Annotated in this window: 13 protein-coding genes; 4 read left to right on the top strand and 9 right to left on the bottom strand. The window is 74.9% G+C overall.

The window, feature by feature from the left end:
- Positions 1–32: 32 nt before the first annotated feature.
- A complete protein-coding gene (locus tag ABZ721_RS05990; RefSeq protein ID WP_358787365.1) occupies positions 33–692 on the top strand; it encodes a helix-turn-helix domain-containing protein in 660 nt (219 codons plus the stop codon).
- Between the two features lie 13 nt (positions 693–705).
- Here the strand turns inward: ABZ721_RS05990 and ABZ721_RS05995 are convergent, their stop codons facing one another.
- Both ABZ721_RS05995 and ABZ721_RS06000 read right to left on the bottom strand, forming a co-directional pair.
- Positions 706–3,153 (bottom strand): FtsX-like permease family protein, encoded by a 2,448-nt coding sequence (locus tag ABZ721_RS05995; RefSeq protein WP_358787366.1) that lies wholly within the window; start codon positions 3,151–3,153, stop codon positions 706–708.
- Complete coding sequence (locus ABZ721_RS06000; protein WP_358787367.1) at positions 3,147–3,887, bottom strand: ABC transporter ATP-binding protein; 741 nt, start codon at positions 3,885–3,887, stop codon at positions 3,147–3,149. The genes ABZ721_RS05995 and ABZ721_RS06000 overlap by 7 nt, the downstream gene beginning before the upstream one ends.
- A 148-nt stretch (positions 3,888–4,035) precedes the next feature.
- Between ABZ721_RS06000 and ABZ721_RS06005 the strand changes: the two genes are divergently transcribed.
- A complete protein-coding gene (locus ABZ721_RS06005; RefSeq protein ID WP_358787368.1) occupies positions 4,036–6,819 on the top strand; it encodes an AAA family ATPase in 2,784 nt (927 codons plus the stop codon).
- Here the strand turns inward: ABZ721_RS06005 and ABZ721_RS06010 are convergent.
- From ABZ721_RS06010 to ABZ721_RS06035, 6 genes are read right to left on the bottom strand one after another with little or no spacing between them, the layout of a single operon-like run.
- A complete protein-coding gene (locus tag ABZ721_RS06010) occupies positions 6,770–7,837 on the bottom strand; it encodes a pyridoxal-phosphate dependent enzyme (protein WP_358787369.1) in 1,068 nt (355 codons plus the stop codon). The two genes, ABZ721_RS06005 and ABZ721_RS06010, sit on opposite strands and share 50 nt — an antisense overlap.
- Positions 7,758–8,795 (bottom strand): GHMP kinase, encoded by a 1,038-nt coding sequence (locus ABZ721_RS06015; protein ID WP_358787370.1) that lies wholly within the window; start codon positions 8,793–8,795, stop codon positions 7,758–7,760. Before ABZ721_RS06015 ends, ABZ721_RS06010 begins: the two co-directional genes overlap by 80 nt.
- Positions 8,792–9,646 carry a DUF364 domain-containing protein gene (locus ABZ721_RS06020; protein WP_358787371.1) on the bottom strand — a complete coding sequence of 285 codons (855 nt, stop codon included), beginning with the start codon at positions 9,644–9,646 and terminating at the stop codon, positions 8,792–8,794. The genes ABZ721_RS06015 and ABZ721_RS06020 overlap by 4 nt, the downstream gene beginning before the upstream one ends.
- On the bottom strand, positions 9,643–10,434 hold the full coding sequence (locus tag ABZ721_RS06025) for an ABC transporter ATP-binding protein (protein ID WP_358787372.1): 792 nt from the start codon (positions 10,432–10,434) through the stop codon (positions 9,643–9,645). Before ABZ721_RS06025 ends, ABZ721_RS06020 begins: the two co-directional genes overlap by 4 nt.
- The gene (locus ABZ721_RS06030; protein ID WP_358787373.1) at positions 10,431–11,567 is read right to left on the bottom strand and encodes an iron ABC transporter permease; all 1,137 of its coding nucleotides are present in this window, start codon (positions 11,565–11,567) and stop codon (positions 10,431–10,433) included. Before ABZ721_RS06030 ends, ABZ721_RS06025 begins: the two co-directional genes overlap by 4 nt.
- Positions 11,557–12,588 (bottom strand): ABC transporter substrate-binding protein, encoded by a 1,032-nt coding sequence (locus ABZ721_RS06035; RefSeq protein WP_358787374.1) that lies wholly within the window; start codon positions 12,586–12,588, stop codon positions 11,557–11,559. The genes ABZ721_RS06030 and ABZ721_RS06035 overlap by 11 nt, the downstream gene beginning before the upstream one ends.
- A gap of 169 nt (positions 12,589–12,757) precedes the next feature.
- Here ABZ721_RS06035 and ABZ721_RS06040 point away from each other — a divergent pair, with 169 nt between their 5' ends.
- Positions 12,758–14,035, top strand: a complete 1,278-nt coding sequence (locus ABZ721_RS06040) for an MFS transporter (protein ID WP_358787375.1) — start codon at positions 12,758–12,760, stop codon at positions 14,033–14,035.
- A 171-nt stretch (positions 14,036–14,206) separates the two neighbouring features.
- Positions 14,207–14,854 carry a class I SAM-dependent methyltransferase gene (locus tag ABZ721_RS06045; RefSeq protein ID WP_358787376.1) on the top strand — a complete coding sequence of 216 codons (648 nt, stop codon included), beginning with the start codon at positions 14,207–14,209 and terminating at the stop codon, positions 14,852–14,854.
- 29 nt (positions 14,855–14,883) lie between these two features.
- Here the strand turns inward: ABZ721_RS06045 and ABZ721_RS06050 are convergent, their stop codons facing one another.
- Positions 14,884–15,306 carry a PPOX class F420-dependent oxidoreductase gene (locus ABZ721_RS06050; RefSeq protein ID WP_358787377.1) on the bottom strand — a complete coding sequence of 141 codons (423 nt, stop codon included), beginning with the start codon at positions 15,304–15,306 and terminating at the stop codon, positions 14,884–14,886.
- Positions 15,307–15,346: the final 40 nt, after the last annotated feature.

Below are 15,346 nucleotides of genomic sequence, written 5' to 3' on the forward strand. Positions count from 1 at the left end.
AGGCTAGGCTGAAATCCGACGAGAGGGGTCCGATGACAGGCCGAAGGCGCTGGTCGACCGAGGAGATCCTGGACGCGGCGGCGGAACTGCTGCGCACGGACGACGCCGAGACGTTCAGCGTGCGCAAGCTCGCGGCAGCGCTCGGCACCGACTCCTCCAGCCTGTACCGGCACTTCCGCAGCAAGACCGAACTGCTGCGCGCGGTCGCCGACCGGATCCTGCTGTCCGCCATGAACGGCTACCGCGCCGAGGGCGACTGGAAGCAGCGCCTGCTGGCCCTCGCCCTGCACCTGCGCGAAGCCTTCGGCGAGCAGCCGCAACTCGCCTCGATCTGGGGGCGCTACGCGTCGAGCGGCACCGGATCCCGGCTGGTCATGGAGGAGGTGCTGCAGGCGCTGCGCGCGTCGGGCCTGCCCGACGCGGCGATCCCGGCGTACTACCACCGCATGGCCGTCCTCATCTCCGCGTTGATCGCCTCCGAGGCCGGGATCAGCACCGTCACCCCCGCGGAGCTGGAACAGGGCCGGGAGCTGTTCCGCGTCGCGGTACTCGGCGCCGACCCCGAACACTTCCCGGCCCTGGCCCACTTCGCCCGCGACCTCCGCCCCCTGGGAGTGGACCGCCGCGCCGCGTTCGAGGAGATCCTCGCCGCCCAGCTGGCCCACCTCGAGACCGCCATCGGCCCGCAGTAGCCCGCCGCGCGGATCAGCCCCCGGCCACCGGGCCGCCACGGTCGGCGAGCACCGCCGACCCGACCGAGGCCAGCACCGCGAGGACGGTGCAGCCCGCCGTGACCGCGGCGAGCGCCGGCCAGGGCAGGCCGACACCGATGGGACCCGCGACCTGGACCAGGGAAACCCACAGGCCCGCGAAGGCGAGCAGCGCCGTGCCGCCGGCCAGCACCACGCCGATCGCCACGACCAGCAGCGCCTCCGCCGCGACGAAGCCCAGGACCTGAGTCCGCTGCGCGCCGAGCAGGCGCAGCGCACGCCGCTCGGGCGCCCGGTCGGCCGCCGCCATCAGCACGGTGTTGACCAGGGCGATCGTGGTGTAGGCGAGGATGATGGCGAGGACGGCCAACAGGCCGACGCGGCTCGCGGACTGCCGGCCGACCCCGGTGTCCCGGATCCACGCAGCCCTGGTCACCGCGTGCGCGTTGTGCCCGGCGGTCGTCTCCCGCAGGAGGGCCTCGGCGGTGGCGGGCGAGGTCCCGGCGCGCAGCTTGACGTAGGCGATCGACGGCAGCGCCGAGAACGCGTGGGCCCGCGTCACGTAGGCCTCCGCGTCGGCGCCGTTGCCGAGCACGCCGACCACGGTCAGGGCGGTCCTGCTGCCGTCGGCGCGCCACAGCGGCACGCTGTCACCGATCCGCCGGCCCCAGTCGGCGGAGACCACCAGGGTACGGTCGTCCAGGCCGTCGAACGAGCCGGCCGCCAGGGGGACGTCGAGCACGGCCGGCAGGGTCGCCGGGTCGACGGCCTCGACGGGGCGCTGGATGAGCGCGGTGCCGCCCTCCAGGGTGTACAGGCTGGTCTGTGCCGCGGTGGCGACCTCCACACCCGGCAACGCGCGCAGCCGATCGACGAGTTGCCGGTCCAGGCCCGACCCGGCGGCGGGCAGCACGAGGTACTCCGCCCGCACGGGCCGCGTCCGCATCGCGGCCTTCGCCGCGTCGCCCATCGCGGCCCCGCCCAGCAGCGCGGCGGTCAGTCCGACCGTGATCAGGACGGGCGCGGCCGTCATGGCGGCCTGCCGGGCCGAGGCGAGCACGGCGGCGGGAACGACGGTCGCGGTGGCGCCCCGCGACCGCCGCAGCGGCGCGGTGAGCAGCCGGGTGACGGGACCGACGACCACGGGGGCGAGCAGTCCGGCGGCGGCGAGCAGCAGCATGACGTTGGGCATCGCCGACTTGTTGTGGGCGGCCGACGCGGGATCGCCGACCGCGGCCACCGCCATGCAGACCAGCGCCGTGCCGAGCGCGCCCAGGCCCAGCACCCAGCGGGTCGGCGTCATCGCCCGCGACTCCACCGCGGCCTCCCGCAGGGCTTCGGCCGCGGCCACCCGCCCGGCCCGCCGGGCCGCGGCCGCCGCCCCCAGCAACGCGACGAGCACCCCGGTGGGGAACGCGACGAGCGACGGGACGAGCGAGCCGCTCGGCACCGTCCACGCGGGCGCCATCTCGTGGCCGATCAGCCAGTGCAGCAGCGGTGCGGTGGCGCTCGGGCCGATCAGGGCGCCCAGTGCGGAGGCGACGAGCGCGATGGACCACGCCTCGGCGTGCACCATGCGGCGTACCTGGCGCCGGGTCGCCCCGACCGTCCGCAGCAGCGCGAACTCGCGGCGGCGCTGCGAGACGGCGAACGCGAAGGTGGACGAGACCACGAACACCGAGACGAACGCGGCGAACCCGCCGGCGATCCCGACGACGGTGTCGGCGTTGTTCCTCGCGGCGCGGTCCTGGGAGCGCGCCGGGTCGGGCAGCGCACGGTCCTGGCCGGAGAGGACCCTCGCGCGGTCGCCGACCGCGGCACGCACCGCGGCGGCCGGCTGCCACAGCGCGAGGGCGTCGACGCGGGGCGAGAGCGCCGCGGCGTGCGCGTCGGCGAAGAAGACCGTGCCCTGCGGGCCCGCGGTGGTGACCCCCACGACGGTGTACGCCCGCGCGCCGTCGGCGGTGACGACCGCGACGCGGTGGCCGACCGGCGCGGCGTCGGCGGCCGCGAGGGCCGACGCACTCACCGCGATCTCGTCGTTGCCCACCGGTGCGCGGCCCTGGGTGAGCCGCTGCGGCGCGGTGCGCGCGGCCGACCAGGGGCGGCCGACGGCCGGCGGACCGCCGTCGAGGCGGGCGGGGAAGACCCGGTCCACGACCGCGCCGGGGAAGGCGGCGGCCAGCCCGGCGGGAAGGCCGGGCGGCTCCGCGAGCGGCTCGGCGGTCGTGCCCCGCTGCCGCCGCACGGTCAGTTGCCCGTCCGGGACGACGACGACCGGTGCGGCGGCGTACCGCTGCGGCGCGCGGTCCGGTGTGCCGACGGTGCTCGCCAGCACCTGCCCCATCGCGGCGATCAGTGCCGTGCCGAGGGCCAGCGCGGCGAAGCAGCCCAGGAAGGAGACCCAGCGGGTCCGCAGCGTGCCCAGGGTGATGGTCAGCACGACGCCTCCAGCAGCAGCATCCGGGCCACGACCGCGTCCGGGTCCGGGTCGGTGAGCTCGCCGCGGACCTGCCCGTCGGCGAGGAACAGGACCCGGTCGGCACAGGCGGCCGCGGCCGGGTCGTGGGTGACCATCACCAGGGTCTGCGCGTGCCGGTCGACCAGCGTGCGCAGCAGGTGCAGCACCTCGCGGCTGGTACCCGCGTCCAGGGCGCCGGTCGGCTCGTCCGCGAACAGCACGGCCGGCCTGGTCACCAGCGCCCTGGCGATCGCCACCCGCTGCTGCTGGCCCCCGGACAGCTCCGCCGGCCGGTGACCCGCCCGGTCGGCCAGTCCCACCGCCGCCAGACCCTGCCGGACGGTGTGCGGGTCGGGCCGCCGGCCGGCCAACCGCAGCGGCAGGGCGACGTTCTGCGCCGCCGTCAGCGACGGCATCAGGTTGAACGCCTGGAAGACGAACCCGATCCGGTCACGCCGCAACCGCGTCAGCTTCCGGTCGTTCAGTCGCGCCAGGTCCTGGCCTGCCACGACGACGCGGCCCGAGGTGGGCCGTTCGAGTCCGGCGGCGCACTGCAGCAGCGTCGACTTGCCCGAACCCGACGGGCCCATCACCGCGGTGAAGGTGCCGTGGGCGAAGCGGGCCGTCAGCCCGTCGAGCGCGGTGATCCTTCCGTCCCCGTTGGGATAGCTCCTGGTCACCGACTCCAGTACGACCGAGGTATCGATTCCGTCCATGGCTTTCACCGCACCGCACATCCGTCCCGTTTCACCGCGCCCCCGGGGCGCTCCGCCGTGCCCAGGACGCTACGAGGGCCACGGCGAGGCCGGTATCGGACAGGTGACTAGGATCGGCCCGGACGATCGGGGTGAGGGGCACGGCCACATGACGCTTCGGGGGCGGGCGGCGGAGCAGCGGGTGCTCGACGCGCTGCTGGACGGCGCGGCCGCCGGCCGCAGCGGCGTGCTGGTGGTGCGGGGCGAGCCGGGGATCGGCAAGACCGCGCTGCTGGGGTACGCCGAGGACCAGGCCCGGCACCGGCACCGGGTCGCCGTCGTGCGGACCACCGGCATCGAGACCGAGGCCGAGATCCCGTTCGCCTCGTTGCACCTGCTGCTGCGTCCCGCGCTCGACCGGATCGACGCGCTGCCGGAACCGCAAGCCGCCGCCCTCCGGGCCGCGTTCGGCCTGGGCCCCGGCAGCAGCGGCGATCAGCTGACGGTCGGTCTGGCGGTGCTGTCCCTGCTGGCGGAACTGGCCGCCGACGCACCCCTGCTCTGCCTGGTCGACGACGCGCACTGGCTCGACCACGCCTCGGCCCGCGCCCTGCTGTTCGCCGCGCGCCGGCTGCAGGCCGAGGGCATCGCCCTGGTCCTCGGCGCCCGCGACGGCTTCGACCCGGGCGGGCTGCCCGAACTCCGGCTGGCCGGCCTGGACCCCGCGAGCAGTGCACGGCTGCTGGCGGAGCGGTCACCGGAGCTCGGCCCCCCGCTGCGCCGCCGGATCATGGAGGAGAGCGCGGGCAACCCCCTCGCCCTGCTCGCGCTGCCCCGCACGGCCGACGCGTACGGCCCGCAGCCGCTGCCGCTGCCGCACCGCATCCAGGAGGCGTACCGCGCACGGATCGCGGCGCTGCCCGCCGGGACCCGGACAGCCCTGCTGATCGCCGCCGCCGAGGACGGCGGCGAGCTGGACGTGATCGTGCGCGCGGCCGCGGACGTGGGCGCGGGACCCGACGCGCTGGACCCGGCCGAGCGGGCCGGGATGATCCACGTCGCCGCCGGGCGGGTGTCGTTCGTCCACCCGCTGATGCGCGGCGCCGCGTTCCACGCCGCCTCCCGCCCGTCGCGCCTGGCGGCCCACCGGGCGCTCGCCGAGGTGCTGCGGGAGCAGCCGGACCGGCGGGCCTGGCACCTGGCCGCGGCGGCGACCGGCCCCGACGAGGAGGCGGCACTCGCCCTGGAGCAGGCCGCCGGCCGGGCCAGGGAGCGCCACGGACACGCCGGCACCGCCGCGGCCCTGGAGCGCTCCGCCGAGCTGACCCGCGACCCGGCCGCGCGAGCGCGCCGCCTCGCCGCCGCGGCGGACGCCGCCGCCACCGCGGGCCTCACCCCGCGCGCCAAGGCGCTGATCGAGGCCGCCGACCGCATCACGAGCGAGCCGCGGACGCGGGCCCGGCTGCAGGCGCTGCGCGCCCGCACCGCCTTCGACGACGGAGCTCCGGGGATGGCCCACGAGCTGCTGGTCGCCGCCGCGGACGCGCTCGTCGAATCCGGCGCACCCGACCCCGCCCACACCGGTCCCGCGCTCACCGGTAGCGGGGTCACCGCTGCCGGGGTCGCCGCCGACGTGCGCGTGGAGGCGGGCCTGATGCTCGTCGACGCCGCCCGCAACGCCTGGCAGCTCAGCGATCCCCTCCGGCTGCGGGAGGCCGCCGACCGCCTCGGCGCGCTGCGGCCCCGGCCCGAGGACGGCCTGGACCCGGCGGTGGCGGCCGTGACCGGGGCGGCCGTGTACCTGGAGCGCGGGCCCGCACACGCCCTGCCGACCATGCGGACGCTGGTGGCCGACGCCCGCCGGAACCCGTCCGGCACCCCGGCGCTGCGCATCAACGCCGCCTTCGTCGCGGGGCTGGTCGGCGACTTCGAGGCCGGGCGGGAGATCTCCGCCGCCGTCGCGGCCGAGTGCCGGGCCCGCGGCGACGTCGGCTGGCTGCCGCTGGCACACCTGACGCTCGCCGCCTCCGAGCTGTACCTCGGCCGCTTCCGCGACGCGGAGGCGACCGCGAGCGAGGGCCTGCAACTCGCCGCCGACACCGGCCAGCCGAACCGGGCCGGCTACCTGGAGGGGATGCTGGCCTGGATCTGGGCGGTGCGCGGCGACCACCGGCGGTCGGCGCACTTCGCCGCCCGCTGCCACGACCACTTCGACGCCACCGGCATCGTCAACAGCCTGGCGTGGGCGCAGTGGGCGCTGGCGCTGGGGGACCTCGGGCAGGGCCGGTTCGCGGAGGCCCTGGACCGCCTGGAGGCGGTGCAGGCCGGCCCCGTCCGCCGCCAGATCCAGAGCGTGTACTGCGCACCGGACCGTGTCGAGGCGGCCGCCCGGCTCGGCCGGCCGGCCCGCGCGCCGCTGGAACAGTTCGCCCAGTGGGCCGACGCGTCCGAGCTGGCGTGGGCCGACGCGGTGCTGCACCGGTGCCGGGCGCTGGTGGAGCCCGACTGGGGCACCGCGCACGAGCTGTTCGGCCGCGCCGTCCGCCTGCACGCCGACAGCGGCCGCCCGTGGGAGGCGGCCAGAACCCGGCTGCTCTTCGGCGAGCGCCTGCGCCGGGAGCGCCACAAGACCGACGCCCGGCTCCACCTCCGCGCCGCCATGGACACCTTCGAGCGCCTGGGCGCCGCCCCCTGGGCGGACCGCGCCCGCGCGGAGCTGCGCGCGGCGGGCGCGACGGGACCGCTGGACGGGCGCGGCAGCGGTCTGCTGGCGCAGCTCTCCCCGCAGGAACTGCAGATCGTCCGGCTCGCCGCGACGGGCATGACCAACCGGGCGATCGGCGCGCAGCTGTTCCTGAGCCCGAAGACCATCAGCTACCACCTCTACCGCGCCTTCCCGAAGCTCAACGTGACCAGCCGCGCCCAGCTCGCCGGCCTCGATCTGACGGAGTGAGCGGGGCGTCGGGCTGCGGGGGCTGCCGCCCCGCGCTCCGGTTCCAGTGCATCCGCGACCAGGGCAGGGCCAGTTCGTCCTGAGTGACGACGGCCGTGGGCGCGAGGGCGTCGAGGGCGAGGGCCGTGCCGTGCCGGGCGAAGACCGTGTCCGCGTAGCGATGGCCGGTGTCGGCGGCGACGAACAACACCGTGCGCCCCGGCGACCGGTCCCGCTCCCAGCGCGCGGCGAGGTAGCCCGCGCCGCTGGACAGGCCCGCGAAGACCGCGTGCCGGCGCAGCAGGTCGACGCTGCCGGCCACGGCGGCGTCGAAGGACACCCAGTGCAGGGTGTCGTACGCGGCGTGGTCGACGTTGCCGAACGGGATCGAGCTGCCGATGCCGGCGATGATGATGTCCGGGTCCGCCACGTGCCCGGCTCCGAAGGTGATGCTGCCGAAGGGCTGCACCCCGACGAGTTCGACGTCCGGCGACGCGGCGCGCAGGTAGCGGGCCAGGGCCCCGGTGGAGGCTCCCGACCCCACTCCCCCGACGAGGGTGAGCGCCGCCCCTCCCGTCGCCCTGCCGATCCGGTCGGCGATGGCCCGGTAGCCCAGGTAGTGGATGTCGTCGTGGTACTGGCGCATCCAGTGGTACTCGGGATGGTCGGCGAGGATCTCGTGGACCCGGGCGACCCTCCGCTTCTGGTCGAGTTTCAGGTCGTCGCAGGGCTCCATCTGCTCCAGGACGGCACCCAGCACGGCCAGTTGGGTGCGCAGGGTGTGGTCGATGGTCGTCGAGCCGACGATGTGGCACCGCAGGCCGTAGCGGTGGCAGGCCAGGGCCAGGGCGTAGGCGTAGATGCCGCTGGAACTGTCCAGCAGGGTGTCGCCGCGCCGTATCGCCCCGGTGTCGAGCAGCCGGCGGACCGCGGCGAGCGCGGAGACGACCTTCATCGTCTCAAAGCGCAGGCAGATGAGCCGATCGTCGAGGCGCACGAGGTCCGGCCGGCCGATCGCCTCCGCGATGTGCTGGTCCACGCTGGGTCTCCTTCGTCGTGGCGGGGGTGGTCGCAAAGGTGCGCGTGACGGGAATGCCGTTGCTCCGCAGCGCCCGGACGCAGCTGTCGATCCGGTGCCGCAGGCCGGGCGCCGCGGGATCGAGCAGGATGCCGGCGACGGCGCCGCTGTGCGCGATCTGCACGCCCACGGCTCCGACGCGCGGGGCGATGTCGGTGAGGGCGGTGAACTCCGGGTGGCACAGGCGTTCCTGCCCGCGCACCGCGCTGGCGGTGGCGACCTCGCCGAGCAGTCGGACGTCGCGGGTCGCCACGGCCCGGCGCAGCAGCGTGCGCAGGCTTTCGTACGCGCGCAGGTCGGTATCGTCCTGGGCGCAGGCGGGAAGGGCGAGGGTGTCCACGGGTTCGGCGTTGTTCAGGACGCAGCCCACGACGACCAGCGGTGGCAGGCGCGGGCCGAGCACTTCCAGGACGCGCCCCTCGCGCTGGGCGAAGAGCACGGGGCGGGCGTCGAGCATGAGGGGGTCGCAGGCGAGTTCGGCGCGGACGGCGAGCGTGGCGATGGTGTCGGGCGGCAGCCAGGTGCCGTACGAGTCGGCCACCGCGCGCACCGCGGCGATCACGTCGCTGGTCGAGCTGCCCATGCCCAGGCCGACCGGAATGCCCCCGGCGAGGCGCAGTTCGCCCCCGCACGGCGGCTCGCCGCGCCGCCGCGCGCACTCGCGGACGGCGAGGGTCGCGGCACGCTCGGCCTTGGCGCGGTCGGCGGGCCGGACGGTGAGCCGCTCGGGCGGGGTGCCGGGGCGGCGGGTGAACCGGGCGCGGCTTCCCAGCCCGGCCATGGGCAGCGTGACCAGGCCGGCACACCGGCGGCCCGCGGCATCGCGGAAGACGCCCTGGAGCAGCTCGCCGTGGTGGCTGGAGGCGCTGCCCGTCCCGAACCGCTCCGCACCGCTCCCCCCGTGGTCGGCGGCGCTCATGCGCCGGCCGTGGCGCGGTAGCGGTACAGGGTGGTCGGCTCGGCGCTGAACTGGGAGAAGGGGAAGGGCTCCGCGGACAGGGCGGTGACCCCGGCGCCGAGGAAGGCGCGGGCGACCGCGCTGCCGGACTGCGCGTACACGATCAGCGGGATGCCGCGGCTGCGGCACCGGTCGACGAGGGTGTCGAACGTGCCGTTGCCGAGGGTCATGCCGGTGGCCACCACGGCGTCGGCGCGGTCCAGCACCTGGTGCATGTCGGGGGTGACGACGTCGCCCCACTGGGTCGCCGTGAGGTTGAGGTCGCAGGGCAGTGGCTCGCCGCCGCGCCGACGGATGGCCGCCAGCAGCGGGTTGACGACGCCGATCAGGCCCACCCGGGCACCGGCGTCGATGTCGAGGAGCCCGGCGATGGCCGCGTCGCGGGCCTGCGCACGCACTTCGGGGGTGCCGGCGGGCAGCAGGACCGGCTCGGCCTCGCGCGCTGCGGCGGCCCGGTGGTGGGGGTGCTGCTCGGCGAGGTACGCGTCCAGCGCGGCGATCCTCAGCGGGCGGGGCGCCTCGCGCAGCAGGACGTCCAGGGAGCTGCCCGACAACTCGCGGCAGACGGCCGGGTCGACCTCCCCGGCCTCGAAGGCGCAGCCGCCGAAGGAGGCGCCGAGCCGCACCAGGACGTACTGGTTGAGGTAGGTGGTGGTGCCGAGGGCGAGCCGGGTGCCGTGGTGTATCCAGAAGACGCTGGTGGCGGCGAGGGTGGACGGCAGGGGGCCGTGTGCGCCGGCCAGGACGGCCGCGGTGAGGTCGTCGACGGTCAGGGGCGGGGCGGTACGGGTGTCCATGGAGGTCCTTGTCATCGGAGAAGTGCCCCGGCGACCCGGGGCAAGGGGCCGCGGTAGGCCACGGTGGGGTGGTGCGCGAGGTCGAAGGTCAGTTCGGCGTCCACCTCGAAGACGGTGGCCAGGTTCTCCGCCGTGAGGACCGCGGCGGGGCGCCCGGCGGCGACGAGGTGTCCGTGGTGCATCAGCAGCAGCCGGTCGCAGTAGCGGGCGGCGAGCGAGAGGTCGTGGAGCGCCACCAGAACGGTCTGGGGGGTGTCGGTGAGCAGTTGCATGAGTTCCAACCGGTGCCTGATGTCGAGGTGGTTGGTGGGCTCGTCGAGCAGGAGGCCGTAGGGCTGCTGGGCCAGTGCGCGGGCGAGGTGGACGCGCTGGCGTTCGCCGCCGGACAGCGTCTTCCAGGAGCGCCGGGCGTGCTCGGTGAGCCCCACCCGGTGCAGGGCGGCGGCGGTGACCGCGCGGTCGGTGGCGTCCGGCGGGTGCCAGCGGTCACGGAACGGGGTCCGGCCCAGCCCCACGACGTCGGTGACGCGCAGGTCGGTGTCGAGGGCGGTGTCCTGTTGCACGAAGGCGATGTGGCGGGCGATGCGGCGGGCGTCCCAGTCCCGGATGGGGCGGCCGTCGTAGCGGATCGCGCCCGTGTCCGGGGCGCGCAGTCCCGCCAGGCAGCGCAGCAGGGAGGACTTTCCCGAGCCGTTGGGACCGAGCAGCCCGACGGTTTCGCCGGGCTCGATGTCCAGGTCGACGTCCCGGACGACACGTCGGCCCGCCACCGACCAGCTGAGTCCTTCCGCGGTGATCCTCACAGTTCCCCCCTCCGGCGCAGGACGAGAAGGAACAGGGGGACGCCGAGCAGCGCGGTGAGCACGCCGACCGGCACCTCGCGGGGTGCGAAGGCGACGCGTGCCAGGGCGTCGGTCCACACCAGGAACACCGCGCCGGCGAGCGCCGTGTGGGGGAGCAGGACGCGGTGGAGCGGGCCGACGAGGAACCGCATCCCGTGCGGCACGATCAGTCCGACGAAGCCGATGGCGCCGACGGTGGCGACCGCCACGGATGTCAGCACCGCCGTGACCACGAGAAGCACCAGCCGGGTGCGGGCCACGGCGATCCCCAGGGAGGCGGCGGTGTCGGTGCCGAAGGCCAGGGCGTCGAGGGCGGTGGCGTGCATCCAGACCGTCGCCAGGCCGATCGGCAGGACGACGGCGCAGACCGCGACGGCGTCCCAGCGGGCCGGGGCCATCGATCCGAGCAGCCAGTGCGTGATGGCGCGGGTGGTGTCGGCGTCCGCGGAGGCCATCAGGATCAGCGACGTCACCGCGGTGAAGAGCTGTCCGACGACCACGCCGGTGAGGACGATCCGGACGGAGTCCAGGCCGGTGCGGCGCAGCAGCAGGAGCAGCAGGCCGAAGGAGAGCAGGGCGCCGGCCAGGGCGCCTCCGGTGCTGCCGAGCGTGCCGGCGCCGACGCCGAGCACCACCACCAGGACGGCTCCGGCCGAGGCGCCCGAGGAGACGCCGAGCAGGTAGGGATCCGCGAGCGCGTTGCGGGTGACGGCTTGCAGCACCGTGCCGCACACGGCGAGCGACGCGCCGACCAGGGCGGCCAGCAGGACCCGGGGCAGCCGCAGGTCCCAGACGAGCGAGTCCACGAGCGGCGGCAGCGGCTCGACGTCCAGGCCGAGGTGGGTGCCGAACACCCGGGCCAGCTCCCCCCATCCCACCGCGGCGGTGCCGATGCGCACGCCCGCGGCGACCGACGCCGCCAAAGCGCCGAGCAGGGCGGCGAGTACGGCGGTTCGGAGCGTGGTGGACCGGACCGTGGCCAAGCGGCCGGACCGGGATGCCGGATCTGCGGGCAGCACGGGTCCGCCCGGGGCGCTCCGCAGCGGGCGGGCCGCCGGGTGCAGCAGGTCCACCGCGCCCGGGTCAACGGGCATGGCCGAGGTGCTTCATTCCGGCCGCCACCAGGGCCAACGCGTGCACGGAGCGGACCGAGGGGTCCAGTTCGATGCCGGGGACCTCGATGATCCTGTGGTCGCGGACCGCGGGGAGCCGGGAGATCGCCGGATCCTTGGCCAGGATGGCGCGCTTCTCGGTGGCGCTGTCGCCGGGGCGGCCGCGTTCGGACAGGTCGCCGATGACGAGGAAGTCGGGGTTGCGCTGCGCCACTTCCTCCCAGGAGACCTCCGGCCAGTCCTCGTTCACGTCGTCGAAGGCGTTCTTCGCGCCGACGATGCGGCTGATCTCACTGGGCAGTCCGGTCCTGCCCGCCACGTAGGGCATGCCGTTGAAGATGGAGTAGAGGTAGACGACGGTCGGCGGCGTCCCGCGAGGGGTGGTCGTGGAGGCGGACGCGCCGGCTGCGGCGACGGCGGCACGCTGCTGGGCGACCAGCCGCGCCGCGCGCTCGTCGACGCCGAATACCTTGCCGAGCTTCTCGTAGTCGGAGAAGAGCAGTTCGAACGGTGTCGTTCCGCGCGCACTGTGCTGCGGGCAGTCCACCGCGCTGACGAACGTCGGGAGGCGGAGTGCCGCCAGCTCCTCGCGGGTGCCGGCCCGGTCCTTGGTGTAGAGGTCGGTGGAGGAGGCGACGACGAAGTCGGGGGTGGCGGCGCGCACCTGCTCACCGGTGGCGATCTTGGGTGCGACGACCGGGACCGTGCGGTACGCGTCCTGGTACCGCGCCGGGATCTTGGTCTTGAGGTTCGCGGTGCCGGTCATGCGGTCCTGCACGCCGAGTTCCAGCAGGGTCTCGGTCGAGGTCTGGTCCAGGGTGAGGGCGCGCGTCGGCGGCTGGGCGAAGGCCAGTTGCCGGCCGCAGCTGCTGATGACGGTGGTGGTGCTCGCAGCCGACTCACCACTCTTCGCGGCGGTGTTGCCGGCCGGTGAACAGCCTGCCGCCGCACAGGTCAGGGCGATGGCGAGGGCGGCGACAGCGGGTCTGTTGCGGTGGCGCATGGGTTCTCCGGATTCGCAGGGCGGTGCGGCGTGCACCGGGGAGGGGGTGCCGCGTCCACACCATACGCTAATGGTTATCGTTTCCAATAACCAGGTACGGTTCTGTCCACCGCAGGCCGAGCGCCGCCCCGGCCCACCGAGCGCCTGCCGTCAGACGAGGAGCACTTCCGTGAGGACATCACCCGCACCCGAGGCACCGGCGCCGCAGACCGGGTCCGTGCTGCGCGACCTCGCCTTCCTGCGGCTGTGGACGGGCACCGCCGCGTCAGGCCTCGCCACCTGGGCACTGCCCTTCGTGCTGGGCCTGGCGGTCCTGCACCGCGAACTGTCCACCGCCGAACTGGGGTTGGTACTCGCCGTGCGGACCGTCGGGTTCCTCGCCGCCGTGACGGTCGGCGGAGTGCTGGCCGACCGTCACTCCCGCCGGGCGGTGGTGCGGTGGTCGGCGCTCGCGGCGGCGGTCGCCGCACCGTTTCTGGCCCTCGGGCTCGGCCGGTCACTGGTGGTGATGTCGGTCGCGGGCGCCCTGGCCGGTGCCGGGCAGGGCGCGTGCCGCCCGGCCTTCCAGGCACTCACCGCGGAAGTGGTCGATGCCGCGCACCGGCAGCAGGCCAACGCCGCGATCACCCTGGCGGTCCGCACCTCGACGCTGGCGGGACCGGCGGTGACCGCCCTGCTGTCGGCCTTCGTCGGCAGCGCCACGCTGCTGCTGGGCGTCGGCCTGCTGTGGCTGGTCGCCGCGTTCGTTCCCGGGCGCGGGGCGGACGCGAAGCCCGCCGGCCACCCGCCGGAGCGCGTTTCGTTCCGCGCCGAACTCGTCGACGGCGTACGCGAAGCACGCCGCCATCCCTGGTTCGTCGCCGGCCTCGGCGCCCTGACGGGCGTCATAGCACTGGGCTACTCCGCCACCAGCGTCGCCCTGCCCCTGATCAGCCGCGACCGCTACCACACCGAATGGGTACTGGCCTCGGCCATGACCGCCTACACCCTGGGCGCCCTCGTCGGAGCCGTACTCACCACCCGCTACCGCCCCCGCTCCCAGGGCTGGTCCGCCCTGGCCGCACTCGCCCTGTACGGCCTCGCCCCGCTGAGCCTGATGCTGCCGGTCACCCCGCTCGTCGTGGTCGGCGCGTATGTGGTGGCCGGCATCGGGATCGAGCTGTTCAACGTGCCCTGGCTGACCGCCACCCAACGGGAGGTCGCCCCGGACAAACTGGCCCGCGTCTCCTCGCTGGACTTCCTCGTCTCCTACGGCCTGGCCCCGGTCGGCCTGGCACTGATCGTCCCGGCCATCGACACCTTCGGCACCACACCCGTACTCGCCCTGTGCGCCGCCGCCTGCTTCCTCGTCCCGGCCGCGGCAGCCCTGGTCCCGACCACCCGCCACTTCACCCGCACCCCGCCCCCGTCCGCGACCCCGGCACCGGCCCGATCCGGCTCGAAGTGATCCCGGCCGGCGCCCGAGTCGGACACAGATCTGACCCATGAGGGCGCCACCATCATGAGTGAGCCGTGTCAGCACCGGAAGCCCCTCCGCTGGGTGGCCGAGGTCAGCGCGCGGGAGGGAGGAGCGGTGTTCCCCCGGCTCGTGTCAGTGCCGGGAAGTACTGTCGCGGGCATGGTCGAACACGATGGCCTCGGTGCCACCCGCGAGGCGTACGACGCCGCTGCCCCCGCCTACGCGGAGCTGTTTCGCGACTCGTTGCGGGACAGGCCCCTGGACCGGGCGATGCTCAGTGCCTTCGCCGAGGTCGTCAGCGCGAGTGGCAAGGAGCAGATCGCGGACCTGGGGTGCGGGCCGGGTCATGTCACCGCCTACCTCGACGGGTTGGGGCTGGCGGCGTTCGGCGTCGACGCCTCGCCTGCGATGATCGAGCTGGCGCGGCAGGCCTTTCCGGGCCTGCGGTTCGACGTGGGTTCGATGACCGCTCTGGACATCGCCGACGGCGCTCTGGGCGGCGTGCTCTCCCGGTGGTCCGTCATCCACACGCCGCCACCGGAACTCCCGCTCATCCTGGCGGAGTTCCAGCGCGTGCTGGCACCCGGCGGCCACCTGCTGATCGGCTTCTCGGCCAGCGACGGCCCCTCGCACCCGACGCAGGGCTTCGACCACACCGTCGCGCCCGCCTACCGGTGGTCGCCGGATCATCTCGCGGCGGTCCTGCGCACCGCCGGGCTGCACGAGACAGCCCGGATGGTCCGCGAGCCCCAGCCCACCGACCGGCGGCAGTTCCAGGAGGTGCAACTGCTCGCCCGCAAAGGCTGAGCGGGACCGGGGCCCGCACTCCCCGGGGGTCAGGCGGAGAAACTGGTGATCTTCTGCGGCGTCACCCGGACGATGAGCCGCAGCACGTCCTCCGACTCGGGCGGCGGCTCCTCGTCGAGGTACTTGTGCGCCAGCTCGCGCGGCAGCGCCTTCTCGCGGTCCTCGATCAGTTCGACCGTGCCGCGGATGTCGACCGCGTGATAGGGGTTCTCGGTGTCGAAGACGGTCAGGCTGATCCGCGGATCCCGGGCCAGGTTGCGCCCCTTCTGCCGCCCGGCCGTGGTGGAGAACAGCACCGTGTCCCCGTCCCGCGCGATCCAGACCACCGAGGTCTGCGGCCCGCCGTCCCGATTCAGCGTCGCGACGGTGGCGAAGTTCTTCCCGTCCAGCAGCTTGCGTGTCTCTTCGTCGAACACCACTGACACCATCTCACCCTTCGGTCGTGCCGCCATGAGTTCACTCCCTGCGCAGAACAGCCGCGGCAGCCGATTC

This window comes from Streptomyces sp. NPDC006733, from assembly GCF_040636125.1.
In the GTDB taxonomy this organism is placed as follows: Bacteria; Actinomycetota; Actinomycetes; order Streptomycetales; family Streptomycetaceae; genus Actinacidiphila.